This window comes from Jiangella alba (assembly GCF_900106035.1).
Classification (GTDB): Bacteria; Actinomycetota; Actinomycetes; order Jiangellales; family Jiangellaceae; genus Jiangella; species Jiangella alba.
The window spans coordinates 2,788,886-2,806,319 of record NZ_FNUC01000003.1 but is presented as its reverse complement, the minus strand read 5'-3'; the positions used below and the strand labels follow the sequence as shown (position 1 = coordinate 2,806,319).

General features: G+C 73.9%; 13 protein-coding genes. 9 read left to right on the top strand and 4 right to left on the bottom strand.

What is annotated here, in order from left to right; translation table 11 throughout:
- The first annotated feature begins 22 nt into the window (after positions 1 to 22).
- Genes BLV02_RS15345 through BLV02_RS15305 form a run of 9 tightly spaced genes read left to right on the top strand, consistent with a single transcriptional unit; the run spans position 23 to position 8,933 of the window.
- Complete coding sequence (locus BLV02_RS15345; protein ID WP_069111820.1) at positions 23 to 1,645, top strand: ABC transporter substrate-binding protein; 1,623 nt, start codon at positions 23 to 25, stop codon at positions 1,643 to 1,645.
- Between the two features lie 32 nt (positions 1,646 to 1,677).
- Entirely contained in the window at positions 1,678 to 2,622 is a 945-nt protein-coding gene (locus BLV02_RS15340) for an ABC transporter permease (RefSeq protein ID WP_074946477.1), read from the top strand.
- Positions 2,619 to 3,476: an ABC transporter permease gene (locus tag BLV02_RS15335; RefSeq protein WP_069111822.1), complete on the top strand. Its 858-nt coding sequence runs from the start codon at positions 2,619 to 2,621 to the stop codon at positions 3,474 to 3,476. Before BLV02_RS15340 ends, BLV02_RS15335 begins: the two co-directional genes overlap by 4 nt.
- A complete protein-coding gene (locus BLV02_RS15330; protein ID WP_069111823.1) occupies positions 3,473 to 4,504 on the top strand; it encodes an ABC transporter ATP-binding protein in 1,032 nt (343 codons plus the stop codon). Before BLV02_RS15335 ends, BLV02_RS15330 begins: the two co-directional genes overlap by 4 nt.
- Positions 4,501 to 5,580, top strand: a complete 1,080-nt coding sequence (locus BLV02_RS15325; protein ID WP_069111824.1) for an oligopeptide/dipeptide ABC transporter ATP-binding protein — start codon at positions 4,501 to 4,503, stop codon at positions 5,578 to 5,580. The genes BLV02_RS15330 and BLV02_RS15325 overlap by 4 nt, the downstream gene beginning before the upstream one ends.
- Positions 5,577 to 6,467: an NAD(P)-dependent oxidoreductase gene (locus tag BLV02_RS15320; RefSeq protein ID WP_083288702.1), complete on the top strand. Its 891-nt coding sequence runs from the start codon at positions 5,577 to 5,579 to the stop codon at positions 6,465 to 6,467. The genes BLV02_RS15325 and BLV02_RS15320 overlap by 4 nt, the downstream gene beginning before the upstream one ends.
- The gene (locus tag BLV02_RS15315; protein WP_069111825.1) at positions 6,464 to 7,198 is read left to right on the top strand and encodes a cysteine hydrolase family protein; all 735 of its coding nucleotides are present in this window, start codon (positions 6,464 to 6,466) and stop codon (positions 7,196 to 7,198) included. The genes BLV02_RS15320 and BLV02_RS15315 overlap by 4 nt, the downstream gene beginning before the upstream one ends.
- Positions 7,195 to 7,980, top strand: coding sequence for an amidohydrolase family protein (locus BLV02_RS15310; RefSeq protein WP_069111826.1), 786 nt, complete (start codon positions 7,195 to 7,197; stop codon positions 7,978 to 7,980). Before BLV02_RS15315 ends, BLV02_RS15310 begins: the two co-directional genes overlap by 4 nt.
- A complete protein-coding gene (locus BLV02_RS15305) occupies positions 7,980 to 8,933 on the top strand; it encodes a Gfo/Idh/MocA family protein (RefSeq protein WP_069111827.1) in 954 nt (317 codons plus the stop codon). The genes BLV02_RS15310 and BLV02_RS15305 overlap by 1 nt, the downstream gene beginning before the upstream one ends.
- Positions 8,934 to 9,377: 444 nt before the next feature.
- Here the strand turns inward: BLV02_RS15305 and BLV02_RS15300 are convergent, their stop codons facing one another.
- From BLV02_RS15300 to BLV02_RS15285, 4 genes are all read right to left on the bottom strand, one after another.
- On the bottom strand, positions 9,378 to 12,173 hold the full coding sequence (locus BLV02_RS15300; protein WP_069111829.1) for an FG-GAP-like repeat-containing protein: 2,796 nt from the start codon (positions 12,171 to 12,173) through the stop codon (positions 9,378 to 9,380).
- A gap of 29 nt (positions 12,174 to 12,202) precedes the next feature.
- Positions 12,203 to 13,762, bottom strand: coding sequence for a hypothetical protein (locus BLV02_RS15295; protein WP_069111830.1), 1,560 nt, complete (start codon positions 13,760 to 13,762; stop codon positions 12,203 to 12,205).
- A gap of 512 nt (positions 13,763 to 14,274) precedes the next feature.
- On the bottom strand, positions 14,275 to 16,662 hold the full coding sequence (locus BLV02_RS15290; RefSeq protein WP_074946358.1) for an outer membrane protein assembly factor BamB family protein: 2,388 nt from the start codon (positions 16,660 to 16,662) through the stop codon (positions 14,275 to 14,277).
- A complete protein-coding gene (locus tag BLV02_RS15285; RefSeq protein ID WP_141711607.1) occupies positions 16,659 to 17,345 on the bottom strand; it encodes a FadR/GntR family transcriptional regulator in 687 nt (228 codons plus the stop codon). The genes BLV02_RS15290 and BLV02_RS15285 overlap by 4 nt, the downstream gene beginning before the upstream one ends.
- Positions 17,346 to 17,434 lie beyond the last annotated feature (89 nt).

Genomic DNA, 17,434 nt, shown 5'->3' with positions numbered 1-17,434 from the left:
CGACCACCTGAAGGAGTGCGTGATGTCGAAGCGTCAGTTCCGAATCCTGGCTGCGGGGCTCGTCACCGCGGTCGTGCTGGCCGGCTGCGGAGGCGGCTCGAGCAGCGAGCCGGCGGCGGGCGGCGGCAGCAGCGGCAACGGCCAGTCGGCCGGCCCGCTGCGGATGCTCGGGGTGGAGCCCACTCAGGGCTTCGACCCGGCCACCGCGTTCGCCGACGCCTCCCGCGTCCCCATGGCGATGATCTACGAGACCCTCACCGAACGAGACGGCGACGGCGAGATCGTCGGCGCCCTCGCCGAGTCGTGGGAGATCTCCGACGACGGCACCGTGTACACGTTCACCCTGCGCGACGGGATCGCGTTCAGCGACGGCTCGCCGATCACGGCGTCCGACGTGGTGTTCTCGTTCGAGCGGGCGAAGGAGGGCGAGGCGCTGTCCGGCCAGCTGGGCACGCTGACCTCCGTCGAGGCCGTCGACGACACGACCGTGCGGTTCACCCTCGCGGGACCCATGAGCACGTTCCCCGCGCTGGTCGGACGGCCGGCCAACGCGGCGATCCTGTCCGAGGCGGCGGTCAGCGCCGACCCGGACTACTTCACCATGCCGACCGTCACCTCCGGTCCCTGGACGCTGTCGGAGTACACGCCCAAGAGCCAGATGACGTTCACGGCCAACGAGCACTACTTCCGCCCGCCGGGCATCGCGACCATCCAGGTCTCGTTCAACAACGACCCGACGGCCAACGCCGCCGCGCTGGAGTCCGGCTCGGCCGACGTCGCCAGCGTCGCCTACTCCGACGCCGAGCGGCTGAAGTCCGAGGGCACCATCCAGGTCATCCAGTCCGACCAGCTGTCCCCGCTGTTCTGGGGCTGGGACCGCACCAAGGCCCCGTTCGACGACAAGCAGGTGCGCCAGGCCGTGGCCTGGGCCGTCGACCGCGAGGGCAAGCAGGAGGCCTGCTGGTTCGGCACCGGCGGACTCACCTACGGCAACATCCTGCGGCCCTGGGACGCGGCGTACGAGGAGATCGACACGTACAAGGCGGACAGCCGCGAGGACGCGCTCGACGAGGCCGCGAGCCTGCTGGACGAGGCCGGCTGGGTCGAGCCCGACGGCGGCGGCACCCGGGTGGCGGACGGCGTCGACGGCGTCGACGACGGCACCCCGCTGGCGTTCGAGGTCCCGTACGAGGGCAACTGGCCCGCGGCCGAGTGCCACGTGCAGATCCTGCAGCAGAACCTGCAGGAGGTCGGCATCGAGGTGACGCCGCGCAAGTACGACCCGGCCGCCTACTGGGGCGACGTCGGCAACGGCCTGTTCACGATGTACCACGGCGGCGCCGGCGCGGCCGACTCGATGGACCTCTACACGAACTGGTTCGCCTCCGGCGGCTCGCTGACCGCGCTCACCACGCACCTGAACGACCCGGAGATCGACGCCAAGGTCACCGAGGCGCAGCAGGTCGACGAGGCCACGTCCATCGAGATCATCAAGGAGCTGGAGCAGTGGCAGGCCGATGAGCTGCCGATGCTCGTGGTGGGATACCAGTGGCCGCAGGTCGGCATGACGCAGCGGGTGCAGAACTACAAGCCCGGCGTCGACGCCGATTCGTACACGCTGGTCGACGCCACGCTCACCGAGTGATGTCGGCGCTGACCAGCTAGGGGGAGGTGCAGGTGGTCCAGTACATCGCGCGTCGGCTCTTGCTCGCGGTCCCGCTGCTGTTCGGGCTGAGCATCCTGGCCTTCGCCTACGTCCGGGTCATCCCGGGCGACCCGGTGACCGCGATGCTGGGGGTCAACAGTGATCCGGAGCTGGTCGCGCGGCTGCGCGACCAGCTCGGCCTGAACGAACCCTGGTATCAGCAGTACACGAGCTGGCTGGGCAACGTGGTGACCGGCGACTTCGGGCTGTCGTACCGATCCCGGATGCCGGTGTCCGACATCCTGATCGACCGCATCCCGGCGACGCTGGAGCTGGCGCTCGGCGGGCTGCTGGTCGGCCTGCTGATCGCCATCCCGGCCGGCCTCTACGCCGGGTTCCGGCGCGGCAGCCGGGCCGACAACGTCATCACCGGCGCCACGCTGGTCGGGCTGGCCACGCCCGGCTTCTGGCTGGGCACGCTGCTCATGCTGCTGCTCGCGCTGCAGCTGGGCTGGCTGCCCAGTCAGGGCTACGTGCCGTTCGACGTCGATCCGGCGCAGAACCTGCGGCTGCTGGTGCTGCCGGCGCTGACGCTGGGGCTGGCGATCGCGCCGTACCTGGCCCGGCTGACCCGCACCGCCGTCGTCGAGACCGGCGGCGAGCCGAGCGTCGCGTACGCCCGGGCGCAGGGCCTGCCGGAACGGACGGTGGCGCGCACGGTGGTGCTGCGCATCTCCATACCGTCGCTGATCGTCGCGGTCGCGCTGACCGTCGGGTTCCTGCTGGCCGGCTCGATCATCGTCGAGGAGCTGTTCAACTGGCCCGGCATGGGCCGGCTGGTCGCGTCCGGCGTCAGCGAGCGCGACTACCCGATGATCCAGGCGCTGATGCTGATCTACGGCGTGATCTTCATCGTGGTCAACGTCATCGCCGAGGTCCTGCAGGGCCTGATGGACCCGAGAGTGAGGCTCACATGAGCGCCGTGGCGGTGGTGGCCGCGACCACCGACGGCCCCCGCGTGAAGCGGAGCTGGAAGCTGTTCGTCGGCGGCGGGCTGCTCGGCGTCCTGGCGCTGTTCATGCTGGTCGGGCCGCTGATCTCCGGGTACGACCCGAACGCCACCGACCTCGACGCGCGGCTGGCCGGGCCGTCGGCGCAGCACTGGCTCGGCACCGACGACCTCGGCCGCGACCTGTTCACCCGCATGGCCGTCGGCGGCCGGATGACCATGCTGATCGCGCTCGGCGCCGTCGCGCTCGCGTCGGCCATCGCGGTCCCGCTGGGCCTGCTCACCGGGTACCTCGGCGGCTGGGTCGACCTCGCCGTCATGCGGGTGGTCGACCTGTTCTTCGCCATCCCGACGCTGCTGGTCGCCATCGGCATCGTCGGCCTGTTCGGGCCGTCGTTCAGCACGACGCTGCTGGCGCTCGGGCTGGCGTTCTGGCCGTTCTACGCCCGGCTGGTGCGCAGCGCCGTCGTCGGCGTCCGCGACCTCGCCTACACCGACGCGGCCCGGGTGATCGGCGCCGGGCGGTGGCGGATCATCCGCAAGGAGATCGTCCCGGCGCTGCTGCCGCTGCTCATCGTCCAGACGACGGTGCTGCTCGGCTTCGCCGTGCTCGACGAGGCCGGGCTCGGCTTCCTCGGGCTGGGGGTGCAGCCGCCGGACCCGTCCTGGGGCTCGCTGCTGGCGCAGTCGCGCGGGTTCGTCCTCAGCCATCCGTGGATCGGCGTCATCGCCGGCGTCCCGATCCTGCTGGTCGTCCTCGGCATCAACATCATGGCCGACGTGCTGCGCGACCGGCTCGACCCGCAGGGAGCCAGCACATGACCGGCCAGCCGTTGCTCAGCGTGCGCGACCTCGCGGTCGAGTTCGGCCACGGGCCGGCGACGTCCCGGCCGGTCGACGGCGTCGGGTTCGAGGTCGGCGAGCGGGAGATCGTCGGCATCGTGGGCGAGTCGGGCTGCGGCAAGAGCCTGACGCTGCTCGCGCTGCTCGGCCTGCTGCCGTCGGGGGGCCGGGTCGTGAACGGCTCGATCACGTTCGGCGGCAAGGACCTGCGCGGCGCCGACCCGTCGGTGCTGCGGTCGCTGCGCGGGCGCCAGGTGGCGCTGATCCCGTCCGACGCCGGCGCCGCGCTGAACCCCGTCGCACGGGTCGGCAAGCAGCTGCGGCTCAGCCTGCGCACCCACCATCCCGAGCTCAACGCCCAGCAGCGCCGCGGCCGGGCGCTGGACGCGCTGCGCCGGGCCCGGCTGGCCCGCCCGGAGCAGGCGCTGGCGGCGTACCCGCACGAGCTCAGCGGCGGCATGCAGCAGCGCTCGGCGATCGCGCTGGGGCTGCAGAACGAACCGCAGCTCCTGCTGGCGGACGAGCCGACCACCGCGCTGGACGTGTCGATCCAGGCCGAGATCCTGCGGCTGCTGGTGCAACTGCGCGACGAGCTGGGCACCGCGATCGTGTTCGTCACGCACGACATCAGCACGGTCCGGGAGATCTGCGACCGCGTCGTCGTCATGTACGCCGGCCAGGTCGTCGAGCAGGGCGGCGCCGACGAGGTGCTCACGTCCCCGCGGCACCCGTACACCGCCGCCCTGCTCGGCAGTGTGCCGCCGCTGGGCGGGGTCCCTCCGGAGCAGCTGGAGACGGTGTCCGGCATGCCGCCCGACCCGGCGGCCTGGCCCGGCGGCTGCCGCTTCCAGGCCCGCTGCCGCCGGTTCACCGAACTGGGCGAGCCGGACGCGTGCACGTCGACCTGGCCGGGCAGCGCCGACGGGCTCACCGTCCATGCCGCGTGCCACTTCCCTCTGGATGACAGTCCTTTGGGTCACAGTCCCGTGGAAGGGGCGCGCCGATGACCGAGCCGCTGCTGTCCATCGACCGGGTGTCGCACGAGTTCGGCGCCCGCCGTGCGCTGCTGCCGGGCCGCCGCGGCCACCTCGCCGTCGACGACGTGTCGCTCACCATCGACGCGGGCGAGTCGCTGGCGCTGGTCGGCGAGAGCGGGTCCGGCAAGACCACGCTGGGCCGGGTGGTCGCGAAGCTGATCACGCCGACGTCCGGCCGGGTGCTGGTCGACGGCAGCGACGTGGGCGGGCTGGGCGGGCGGGACCTGCTGGCCTACCGCCGCACCGTCCAGATGATCTTCCAGAACACCCAGCACGCGTTCAACCCGCGGCGCAGGATCCGCGACATCCTGTCCGACCCGTACGAGATCCACCGGCTGCCGGCGCCGGACGGCCGCGACGCCGCCCTCGGCGAGCTGATGGAGCGCGTCGGCCTGCGCGCGTCGATGCTGGACCGCTACCCGCACCAGTTCAGCGGCGGGCAGCGCCAGCGCATCGGCATCGCCCGCGCGCTGAGCCTCGGCCCGCGGCTGATCGTCGCCGACGAGCCGGTCTCCGCGCTGGACGTGTCGGTGCAGGCGCAGGTGCTCAACCTGTTCGCCCGGCTGCGCCGCGAGCTGGGGCTGTCGCTGCTGTTCATCAGCCACGACCTGCGCGCGGTGTACTTCCTGTGCGAGCGCATCGCGGTGCTCTACCAGGGCCGGCTGGTCGAGGTGGCGCCGCGGGAGCGGCTGCTGGAGCACCCGCTGCACCCGTACTCGCGGCGGCTGATCGCGGCGGTGCCCGGCCTGGGCGAGCGCGACAGCGCCGAGGTGAGCCAGGCGGAGGCGCCCGGCGCGGCGCCGGGCCTGGGGGAGCCGGGTGCGGGCGAGTCCGGTGCCGACGCCGCGCCCGCGACGGCCGTCGGCTGCCACTACGCGTCGCACTGCCCGCTGTTCCAGCGGCTGGGCCGGCCGGACCGGTGCCTGACCGAGCGGCCCGCGCTGCGGGCGGCGACGGGCGGGTCGGCGGTTGCGTGCCACTTCGCGACGGACACGGAGGAACCGGTGGCGGACGTCCCGTCAGCGGTGTCGGAGGAGGTCGCGTGAGGATCGCAGTCGTCGGGATCGGCCTGATGGGCCGGCCCGTGGCGCACCGGCTGGCCGAGGCCGGCCACGAGGTGACCGTCCACTCGCGGCGCAAGGAGAGCGCGGAGTCCGTGCTCGCCGCCGGCGCCGCCTGGGCGGACTCCGCGGCCGCCGCCGGCGACGGCGCGGACCTGGCCATCACGTTCCTGCCGGACCCGGCCAGCGTCGAGGACGCCGTCCTGGGCCCGTCGGGGCTGCTGGCCGCGGGCACGCCGCCCGCCGTCGTCGCGGACATGTCCACCAGCCCGCCGGAGCTGGCCCGGCGGCTCGCCGCGGCCGCCGCCGAGCGTGGCGTGGCCGCCCTGGACGCCCCGGTGTCCGGCGGCCCGCCGGGCGCGGCCGCCGGCACGCTGACGATCATGGCCGGCGGCACACCGGAGGCGTACGCGCTCGCACGGCCCGCGTTCGAGCTGCTGGGGACGCCGGTGCTGATCGGGGGGCCGGGCAGCGGGCAGAGCCTGAAGCTGGTCAACCAGCTGCTGATCGGCGGGATCGCCGGCGGCATCGCCGACGCGTGGGCGCTGTCCGGCGCGCTCGGCCTGGACCCTGCCATCGTCGCCGAGGTCGTCGGCCGCGGCTTCGGCGCCAGCCCGCTGCTCGCCTTCATGTGGCCGCGGCTGGCCGGCGGCGACCTCGCGCCCGGCTTCAAGGTCGACCACATGATCAAGGACCTCACGCTGGCGCTGGCCGCGGGCGACGAGCAGGGGCTGGACCTCGCGGCCGGCCGCTCGGCGCGCGAGCGGTACCGCTGGCTGTCCGAGGCCGGTGACGGCGACCTGGGCACCCAGGCTCTGTACCGGCACGCCGTCCGGCACCACCCCATCGTCGAGGAGGACGACCGACCATGACCGCCCTTCGCCTGTCCGGTCGCTACTACCGGCTCAAGCCGACCATCGCCGAACCGCTCGGCCACGCGGAGGAGGAGCTGGAGCTCGGCCTGGACGACACCGCGCTGCTCATCGTCGACGTGTACGGCGCCGGCTTCGACGACGAGCCGGCCGACGGACTGGACGGCATCTACCTGGTCGACCCGGAGACCAAGGACATGGTGCGCAACCGGATCCGGCCGGTGAAGGACGCCGCCCGGGCCATCGGGCTGCCCACCGTCTACCTCACCAACTACCTGTCGCCCGGCATCGACGAGGGCAACGAGTGGCGCAACATGTCGCTGCGGGTCACCGGCGTGGACGTGCTGACCGACTGGCAGGCGCCGACGCCGATCCTGGAGCACTCGAAGGTGATCGCGCCGGACGACGGCGACGTGCTGATCCGCAAGCAGTACTACAGCGGATTCCACGAGACCGAGCTGGACAGCGCGCTGCGCAACCGCGGCGTGCGCAACCTGGTCGTCGTCGGGTTCGACAGCCGGGTGTGCCTCGGCACGACGGTCGTCGATGCGCTCTACCGCAACTACCGGGTCGTCGTGCTGCGCGACTGCGTGTCGACGTTCGAGTGGCCGGAGACGCGTGAGGGCGGCTGGGCGAACTTCGTCGCGATCCGGCACATCGAGTGCAACGTCGGCTACACGTCGACGGCGGAGGACTTCCGCGCCGCGTGCGCGACGGTGGAGGTGCCGTGACCCGCCCCGTCGTCGTCGACGCGCACGTGCACACCGGCCCGCCGAAGTACCCGCTGATCGACGAGTACCTGACCGCGATGGCCGAGTCGGGCATCGGCGCCGCCGTCCTCGTCCAGAATCTCGGCAACAGCGACAACCGGTACCTGCTCGACGTCCTGCGATCCGACCCGGCACGGTTCGCCGCCGTCGCGATCGTCGACCGCGCGTCCGACGCCGACGCGGTGCTGGCCGCGGGGTTCGCCGGCCTGCGGGTGGCGCCGTCCGGGCTGCCGGACGGCAGCGGCGCGGAGGTGTTCGACGTGCTGGCCGAGGCCGGCGCGGCGGCCAGCGTGACCGGGCCGTTCGCCGACGTCGTCTCCGACGAGTTCGCCGCGCTGGTCGCGGACCGGCCGCGGCTGCGGGTCCGGCTCGAACACCTGGGCTGGTTCCGCTACCAGCCCGGCTCGCCGGACGTCGACGCGTTCGACCGGCTGCTGGCGCTGGCCGCGCTGCCGAACGTCACCGTCATGTGGTCGGGGTTCTTCGCCAACGCCGGCAGCCCGTACCCGTACCCGGACGCGCGGCCGTACCTCGACCGGTGCCTCGAGGCGTTCGGGTCGGAGCGGACGATGTGGAGCGGCGACTGGAACCGGGCCGGGCTGGCGCCGGGTGAGTACTCCGACGCGGTGGCGCTGGCGCTGACGCACTGGGGACTGTCCGGCGCGCAGGCGGCCGACGTGCTCGGCGGCACCGCCGCGCGGGTGTTCGGGCTGACCGCCGCGCTGACGGAGGGGGCGCGCTGATGCCGGCCGGAGTCGCGATCGTGGGGCCGGGCGCCATCGGCGACGTGCACGCGCAGGCGCTGGCCCGCCTCGGCGTCACACCGGTCGCCGCCGCCGGGCCGAAGCCGGACGAGCTGGCCGCGTTCGCGTCGGCGCACGGCGTGCCGCGCACGTACGGCTCGCTGGAGGACCTGCTGGCCGACGACGACGTCGAGGCCGTGATCGTCGCCACCCCCAGCCACCTGCACGCCGAGCAGTCGGTGGCGGTGCTGGAGGCGGGGCGGCACGTGCTGTGCGAGATCCCGACGGGGTTGTCGCTGGACGAGTCGGCCGCCGTGGCGGACGCCGCGTCGCGCACCGGCCGGGTCGCCGCCGTCGGGTACACGCTGCGCTACTGGGAGCCGCACCGGTGCCTCGCCGACCGGCTGGACGAGACCGGCACGCTGCCGACGCTGGTGGTGGTGCGCCAGCTGATGCTGCGGCAGAGCGACGTCGGCTGGACCGGGAAGCTGCGCGACTGGACCGACAGCGCGCTCTGGCACCACGGCGGGCACATCATCGACGCCGCGCTGTGGCACCTGCGCCCGCCGGCCCCGGTCACCGTCGCCGGGACCGCCGCGCCGCCGTGGCCGGGCAGCGGCTCGCCGATGGACGTCGCCGCCGCGCTGGCCACCGAGGACGGCCGGCTGGCGTCGGTCGCGGTCTCGTACCACAGCCGCGAGCCGGTCAGCGACGTCCTGGTGATCACGCCGGAGCGCACCTTCCAGGTCGACGGCGCCGTGCTGCGGGAGAACGGCGCCGTCGTGTACGACGGCGGCAACGTCGCGACCGAGCAGTTCGCGGCCGTCGTCGCCCAGGACCGCGCCTTCCTCGCCGCGGCCGCGGGGGGCCCGGCGCCCCTGGTGCAGGCGGCCGACGTGCTGGCGGCCGCGCGCGTCCAGTCTCTCCTCGAGGCCGGCTCGCTGCCCGCCTGACCCCGGGCCCCGCCGCCGCATCGGCCCTGGCAGGGAACCTGGTCCGCCGCCCTTTGCTATGAGCACCTCTACGCACCGCTCGGCCGATGGTGCGTATGGGTGCTCATTGCAAAGCGGCTCGCACTGGTTGCCCTGCGCCCCGCGCGACAAGCGGTGCGGGGGCGGCCCGGCGCCCCTGGTGCAGGCGGCCGACGTGCTGGCGGCCGCGCGCGTCCAGTCCCTTCTCGAGGCCGGGTCGCTGCCCGCCTGACCCCGGGCCCCGCCGCCGCATCGGCCCTGGCGGGGAACCTGGTCCGCCGCCCTTTGCAATGAGCACCTCTACGCACCACTCGGCCGATGGTGCGTATGGGTGCTCATTGCAAAGCGGTTCGCACCGGTTGCCTTGGGCCCCGCGCGGCAAGCGGTGCGGGGGCGGTCAGCCGCCCGCACCGCTTGCCGCCGACGTCAGGCGATGACGTAGAGGTAGCCGTCGTCGGCGGTGACGAGCAGTTCGCTGCGCCCGTCGCCGTCGACGTCGGCGGCGACCACGTCGCCGAGCTTGTGGCCGAGCTCGACCGTCCACTTCACCCGGGGACTGTCGCCGTCGGCGGTCAGGCAGACGACCCGGCCGTCGACGGTGCCGACGACGAACTCGGGGCGGCCGTCGCGGTCGACGTCGACGGTCGTGACGGCGCTGCCGGCGGCCCCGACGTCGAAGGTCCAGCGCAGCGCGCCGCTCGCGGCGTCACGGCACTCGAACGAGCCGTCGTTCAGCAGCACCCCCAGCTCCATGTGCCCGTCGCCGTCGACGTCGGCGATGCCGGGCTGGCGGCCCAGGTGCGCGCCCGGCACGGTGTCGACCCGCCAGAGCGTGCTCCCGGCCGGCGCCGACGCGAACGTCACGACGTCCAGGTAGTCGAACCCGGCCGCCAGCACCACCTCCAGCGCGCCGTCGCCGTCGACGTCCACCAGGATCGGCGTGTGGTAGAGCCCGACGTGCCCCTGCACGATGCCGGGGTCGGCGAAGTCGGTGCCGTTGACGTCGTACAGCAGGTCGGCGGCCAGGAAGAACGCGTTGTCGACGCCGTCGCCGTCGGTGTCCGCGGCCGCCGGCGGGCCGACCCAGGGGCCGAACTGCCCGCCCGCGTGCCCCGGCCCGTCGTTGTCGCGGGTGGCCAGCAGCGCGCCGTCGCGGCCGTCGAGGATCCGCGACACCTCGGTGTTGTAGCCGGCCTTGTTCGCGCCGACGTAGATGTCGAGGTGGCCGTCGCCGGTGAAGTCGCCGAACGTCCACAGGTAGACGCCGTTCGGGCCGGCGAACGTGGGCGCGGGCAGGTCGGCGAACACGTGGCTCCACACCTCGCGCCCGGCGCCGTCGAGCACCCGCAGTCGCGACCGTGCCCCGTCCGCGTCGACGAACACCACCTCGGCCCGGCCGTCGCCGTCGAGATCCGCCGCCGTCGCCGACTGCAGCCCGCCGAGGTACACGTACTCGCCGCGGCCGGGCACGCTCCAGCGCTCCTTGAACGTCTTGCCGCGCAGGTCCAGGACTCTGACCTGGTCGAACGCGCTGACGATGACGCTGCTGCGGCCGCGCCCGTCGAGGTCGGCGACGACCGGGTCGCAGACCAGCGCGCCCAGCCGGGTGCTGCCGAGGACGGCGCCGGCGGCGTCCTCGGCGACCAGCTCGCCGGACGGGCGCTGGTACAGCACCGTCGCCGTGCCGCTGCCGTCGAGGTCGCCGGCGCGGTGCAGCACACCGCCGTCGTCGGCCCGCGTCCACGTCTGCGTGACGGCGCCGCCGGCATAGGTGAGGCCGCGCAGCTCGCCGCCGGCCCGGACGACGAACGACGCCAGCGGCCCGGCCCGCAGGATCTCGGCGCGGGCGGTGCGCGAGTGCGGGCTCAACGTCGCCGGGACCGGCGTGTGCGGGTCCAGGACGTACTGCGCGCCGGCGAGCGACCACACCGGCGCCCACGTCCCGCCGCCGTCCAGCGCGTACACCTCGAGGTCGGCGACGGCGGGCGGCGTCTGGTCCGTCGCCACGCTGACCAGCAGCTGGCTCGCGCCGCCGCCGTCGAGGTCCTGGACGCCCCAGAGGTACCGGTCGGCGAGGTCGGCCTTGACCGTGCCGAAGCCCTCGATCGCGTCGACGACCAGCACGTGCCAGCGCCCGTCGCCGGTGTGGTTGAACACCGACACCGCGATGTCGACCCGGCCGTCGCCGTCGAGGTCGCCGACCCCGTTGACGGTGGTGCGCAGCGACTTGCCGCTCTCGGGGAACTCGACGAACTCGTCCCACAGCAGCGTCAGCCCGTCGGCGTCGCTGTCGACGGCGGCGACGTGCAGCGTGACGCCGTCGCACACCTCGACCAGCTCCAGCCGGCCGTCGCCGTCGAGCTCGATCAGCTGCACCTGGCCGTAGTTGCGGCCGTTGACGTCCGGCCCGGAGATCCAGTCGACCCGGCCGCGCCAGCCGGACCCGGTGTCGAGCAGCGCGCCGGTGCGGCCGTCGTAGGCGAGGATCTGCCCGTACCCGGCGATCACCAGCTCGTTCCGCCCGTCGCCGTCCACGTCGCCGATGACCAGCTCGGGTGCGTATGCCCACTCGACGTAGTCGGGCGCGGTGCGCCACAGCTCGTAGCCCTCGGCGACGCCGCGGTCGAACGCGACCGCGATGCCGACGGGGCTCAGGTACGGCCAGACGACGATCTGCTCGCCGGCGACGCCGTCGGCGAGCGGGCCGATGCTCATCCAGTCGAACGCGACGACGGCGCCGAAGTCGCGCGTCCACAGGTGGGCGCCGGTGGCGGCGTCGAGCACCGTCACCGTCGTCGTGCCGATGACGACCACCTGCCGGCCGCCGTCGCCGGCCAGGTCGTAGACGCCGGCGATGTCGGCGGGGGAGAGGCCGGGCGCGGACCAGCGCGGCTCCAGCCGCGGACCGGTCGCGACGACCGACCCGGCGGTCAGGAACAGCAGCGACGTGGACCCGTCGCCGTCGAGGTCGGCCGCCATCACCCAGGGCGTCGAGCCGCCCAGGTAGGCGCTGGCCACGACCTTCGGCTGGCGGCGCAGGCCGCCGGGGAGCGGCTGGTGTCCGGTGTTGCGGGCGTCGGCGCGGGGCAGCGGCCACTGGCCGGGGGTGATCCGTCCCGGCCCGGTCACCGCTGCCGCGGTGCTGGTGAGGCCGGGGATGGCGGCGGCGCCGGCGGCGGCCGCCGCACCGGCGAGGAACGTTCGGCGACGTACAGAGGGCATGCCGGTCTCCGATCGTTGCGGGGGTGGGGTCAGAGGGTGCGGCGCTCCACGGTGCCGGAGCTGGTGCGGACGAGCAGTTCCCGCACGCCGCCGTCGGCGACGACGTGCGCCGGCGCCAGCGAGCCGTCGCTGCTGGACGTGTTCGCGGTGGCGAACGTCCGCTGCAGGGCCGGGATGGCGTCGGCGAAGGTGGCGATGCTGGTCAGCGTCAGCGCCGACTCGTTCCAGTGGTAGGCGCTGGTCTGCCACTTCGGGAAGTAGTACGCCGGCCCGAGCGGCTCGCCGGCGTTGCGGGTCGGGCTGATCAGCCACTCCTGCGTCCCGTCCCCGTCGACGTCGACGATGTCCCACAGGAACACGTCGTCCAGCTCGTACAGCGAGGTCGTCGAGCCGGGCTGGCTGACGTGCAGGCGCCAGCGGCCGTCGCGGAACACGTTGTAGGCCAGCCGCGAGGCGCCGGAGCGCTGCACGAACGGGTGCGCCGGGTAGCTGACGCGGTTCTGGTACTTGTGCCCGTCGGAGGCGTCGTGGGCGTAGCTGAAGAAGCGGTCCTGGACGGTGTTGGCGGCGGCGTCGTAGATCGAGACGTGTCGTTCGATGCCGCCCCAGACGTCGTAGCTCTGGGTGCCGGTGATCGCGTCCTGGTAGAGCGAGTAGTTGCTGGTCCCGGACAGCAGGACGACGGAGTTCGGGCTGCCGGGGTCGACGGCGACCAGCCCGTAGTTCCGCCCGGCGATGTCGGTGCGGCCGCCGGTCAGGTACGGCCGGTCGGCGATCAGCTGGCCGCTGCTGAGCGCGCCGATGGCGTACTGCACCACCCGGCCGCTGGTCCAGAAGACCGCGCGGTTCTGCCCGGCCACCGACGTGATCAGGCCGTTCGCGACGTGCGCGTACTGGATGTAGTCGGTGCCGGTGGGGTAGGTGTTCGGCTGCGCGTTCGGGTACGTGCTGTCATACGACGACGTCGACGGGTAGTAGAGCGCGCCGGCCGTGCTGAAGCTGCCGCCGCCGAAGCCGAGGTACCACGACGTCGTCGCGTAGTACGGCGACGTGAACAGCGTGCTGGTCTCGTCGCCCCAGAGCGGAGCCAGCTCCGACCACTGGTGCGTCGGGTACGGCGTGGTGCCGGGGAACGACCAGCAGATGTCGTTCATCGGGCTGAGCGGGGTGTGCTGGGTGCCGGTCGCGCCCTGATAGAAGTGCAGCGTCGTGGTGGTGAGCGGACTGACGCCGCACGTGCTGCCGGTGTTCGCCGAGATCGTGACGGCCACGTCCGGCCACCCGTCGGCGTCGAAGTCGTAGCCGCCGGACAGCTGCGTGCCGGTGGTCGAACGGGCCCACAGCTGGACACCGTCCTGGTCGTAGGCGCGCAACTGGCCGCCGCTGACCCGGTACCCGACGGCTTCGACGGGGGAGTGCCCGGTGACCGGCATGATCGGCAGGTAGCTGCCGTCGGCCAACTGGATGACGGTGCCGTCCTCAGGCGCGACGGCGAGCGCTGGGGCCGCGCTGACGCCCACACTCGCGGCGACGATGCCGGTCGTGGTGGCGGCGGCGATGAGGTTCCGGAACAGGCGACGATGTGGCATGGCGGGCTCCTTACCACAGACCTAGGACCTTAGTTACATGACCTAGGTCCTATCATGAGCGGAATTGCCCCGTCCATCCCCGTTTCACCGGGGGAGACGCGTGCGAGTGAGGCCCGGGTGCCCGACGCTCGGGGCTCGACGCCGACAGGTGCCCGGTGCCGACGCCGACCGGTGCCGGTGCCCGGTGCCAGGTGCCGTGGTTGACGGCTGGTGGGTGTGCCCGGCGTGCGGCGTTGGCTGGTGGCGGAGTGGTCGGCATGCCCGGCGCTGATCAACTCGGCGGTGGCGGCGGCGGGCAAACTGGTGGGCCGGGCGACGGCCGCCGAGACCGGGGCGTGCCCAGTCTTTCCCCGTCCCCTGATAGGTGCCCGTTCTTGGCCGCGGGGCCGTGGGTCAAGTCCGCCTCGTCGTCGCGAAGCGACCCCCTCGGGCGGACTTGAGGCGCGGTTGCGCGGTTGAGAGAATGGGCGCCAGGGGGACGGCCTACGTGGCAGACCCTGGCGAACGTGAGGTCAACCGAACCCGACCTCGTGCACGACCCCGTCAGCGGTGCCCGCCAGCAGGCCGGCCCCGCTCACGGCCAACGTCTCGACGGCGGCGCCGAGGCCGGGTAGCAGCTCCCGCCGGCCGCCGGCGGCATCGACCACCACCAATGCGCCACCGGCGGTCCCCGCGACGAACCCGCCGTCGACGGCGAGCAGGGGAGGCCGCACGGCCACGGGGCCGAGGTCGAGGCTCCAGAGCAGCTGGCCGGAAGCGGCCTCGAAGGCGTCCAGCCGGCCGGACCGGGTCACGCAGCCGAGCACCGGACCGGCCAGCGCGGCCTCGCCGGGGAAGTACGTCCACAGCGGCGCGCCGTGCCGCCAGCGGACCGCGCCGGAATCGTCGAGGAGGTCGATGCCGTGGATGCCGCCGACGCGCAGCCAGCCGGGCGCGGACTCCAGTCGCAGCGGCATTGTGTAGGCGGCGGTCCAGTCGTCCTTCGTCAGCACCTCGCCGGTGTGGGCGTCGCGCGCCGTGAACTGGCCGTGGTCGTCGTACGCGGCGAGCCACCGGCCCGACGGCGTCCGGGCGACGGCGGGCTGGTTCGGGTGCGGGCCCTGCGCGGCGTCGTGCCAGAGCGCCGTCCCGTCCAGCCGGTGCACGCCGACGTCGGCGGTGTGCACGCCCGTCCGCGAGGCCACCAGCAGCAGCGACGCGTCGTCGAACAGCAGCGCGTGGCTCGGGCGGCCGCGCGTGTCCACCACGCCGGCCGGCGACCAGCCCGACGGCTCCAGCCGCCAGCAGCGCACCGCCGTGTCCTCCAGGCAGGCGACGACGACCTCGCCGGACGGCGTCCGCCCGGCCGCCGCGACCCGCCCGGGTAGCGGCAGTTCCGAACCGTCGGGAAGGACGGCACGGCTGTCGCGCGGCCCGTCCAGCAGCACCACCGGCCCGGACGCGGACGTGACGGCGAGTGCGGACGCCCGCCGCCCGGCCGGCCGCACCGAACCCGCGGCCGAGCCGTCGGCGAGAACCCGGTGCAGCGCGCCGGAGGACGACACCAGCACCGCCGCGCCGGACGCCCCCGGGAACGCTCCGGCCACGTCCGCGACACCCAGCGCCGCCGACGCGCCGGACACCGGCGACCACCACGCGGCGGACCCTGATGGCTCCCGCATCAGCAGGCCGTCGCCCAACGCCACCAGCGAGCGCCGCTCGGCGTGGAAGGACAGCTCGGCGGGGAGCTCGTCCTCACCAGTGATCACCGGATGACCGGTGAAGGACGCGACGACGGTGAGATCGGGCAGCCGCACGGCCAGCGTCGGCTCGGCGCCGGTGAGGGCGCGCGAGACCGCCGGCGACACGACCGCGACCGAACCCGTCACGCCCCAGAAGTAGTGCCCGGCCAGCGTCGCGACGCGCGAGCCGGTGACGGCGTCGTCGACCACCGTCGTCCACGTCGCGCCGTCGTGGTGGCCGGTGACCAGCCACGGGTTCTCGCCGGGCCGTTCCACGACGGACGAGACCTGGGGGCGCAGCTCCTGCGCGTCGTGCGGCCAGTCCTTCTCGACGAACCGCCCCCACGCCCGCGCCAGCTCGCCGTCGCGGACCCGCGTCACCGAGTAGTACTCCTCGACCTGGCAGCTCACCAGCACGACGATGCGCCCGCCGGGCGCCGCCGCCGTCGTCAGCAGGCCGTACGGACGGGCGCACGGGTAGTCGCCGGGGTCGGGCCGGTACGCGGCCTCGGTCAGCGTCGAGCCGTCGGCCACCGACAGCACCAGCTGCAGCAGCCGCCCGTCCTCGCGCCCGAGCACCAGCCGTTCCGTACTGACGTCGGCGTCGCCGGTCCCGTAGCCGGAGCCGGTGCGGGTCGACAGCAGCAGCTGCGGCTCGCCCGTGCCGAGCACGTCCGCCACCACCAGCACCGGGCCGAACCCGGCGTCGTAGTGGCCGGCGAACTCGCGCACCCACACCGTCGAGACGTCACCGCCGGGCAGCAGCTCGCGGCAGGTGACGGCGGTCGCGTAGGTCGGCGCGGTGAACCAGAGCAGCCGGCCGCCGACGAGCGCCAGCTTGGACGACCCCGCACCGGACAGGTTCGTCCCGTCCGGCGCCTCGCCGCGCCAGGTCACGTCGCCGGTGTGCAGCGCCAGCCGGCGCAACAGCCGCTCGCCGGTCAGCACCAGCGCGGTGTCGTCGCGCACGTGCAGCACGCGCGTCACCGCCGACGTGCCGTCCGACCACAGCAGCGTGCCGTCCCACCGCCACGCCTGCAGCGTCGCGCCGGCCAGCACCAGCACGCACGGCGCGCCGCCCGGCCCGGCGAACTCCGCGACCTGGCGGACGTCGGCGCCGGTCGGCCAGCGCCGCACCACCCTGGCGCCCGAGGCCGCCCCGGCCGGCGGGGCGGTCATGGGCGGGCGGCCGTGGACCAGTAGCGGCGCGCCCGCTGGACGATCTCGACGGCGCTGCGCTGGGCGGCGTCGCCGTCGTGGGCGGCGATCGCGTCGATCAGGGCGACGTGCTGGTGGTTGGTCTCGTCGTGCCCGACGCCCTTCTGGCGGGTGATCTGGGCGCCGCGCCGCCGCTCCTCGGCCAGCGTGTCGGCGAGCACGCCGAGCATGCTGTCGACCAGCCGGTTGCCGCACGACCGCGAGATCAGCTCGTGCAGCCGCAGGTCGGCGGGCACGCGCGCCTCGAGGTCGTCGCCGGCCTCCAGCACCCGGGCCAGCGCCGACTTCATCTGCGCGATGTCGTCGTCGGTGGCCTGCTCGGCGGCCAGCCGGGCGGCGTGCCCCTCGAGCAGGGCGCGGAAGTCCATCAGCTCGTCGATGGCGCCCGGGTCGGTGTCGACGAGGAAGCGGATGTAGTTGCCCATCGCGTCGGGGCGCAGGCTGCCGACGACGGCCCGCTTGCCCTGCCGCGTGGAGATGATGCCCTCGTTGTTCAGAGTGCGCAGGGCGTCGCGGACCACGCGCTGGCTGACCTCGAACCGCTCGCCGTACTCGGCCTCGGACGGCAGCTCGTCGCCGGGTTGCAGCCCGCCCTTGGAGATGTCCGCGCGGATCCGCTCGGCCACCTGGACCCCCAGGGGCACGCGTCGTCCGTGGTCGGACAGCCGCCGGGTGAGGCGGTCGTCGTCGGGTGTCGTGGTCGCGGGCTCGTCCGTCTCTGTGCCTGATCGCG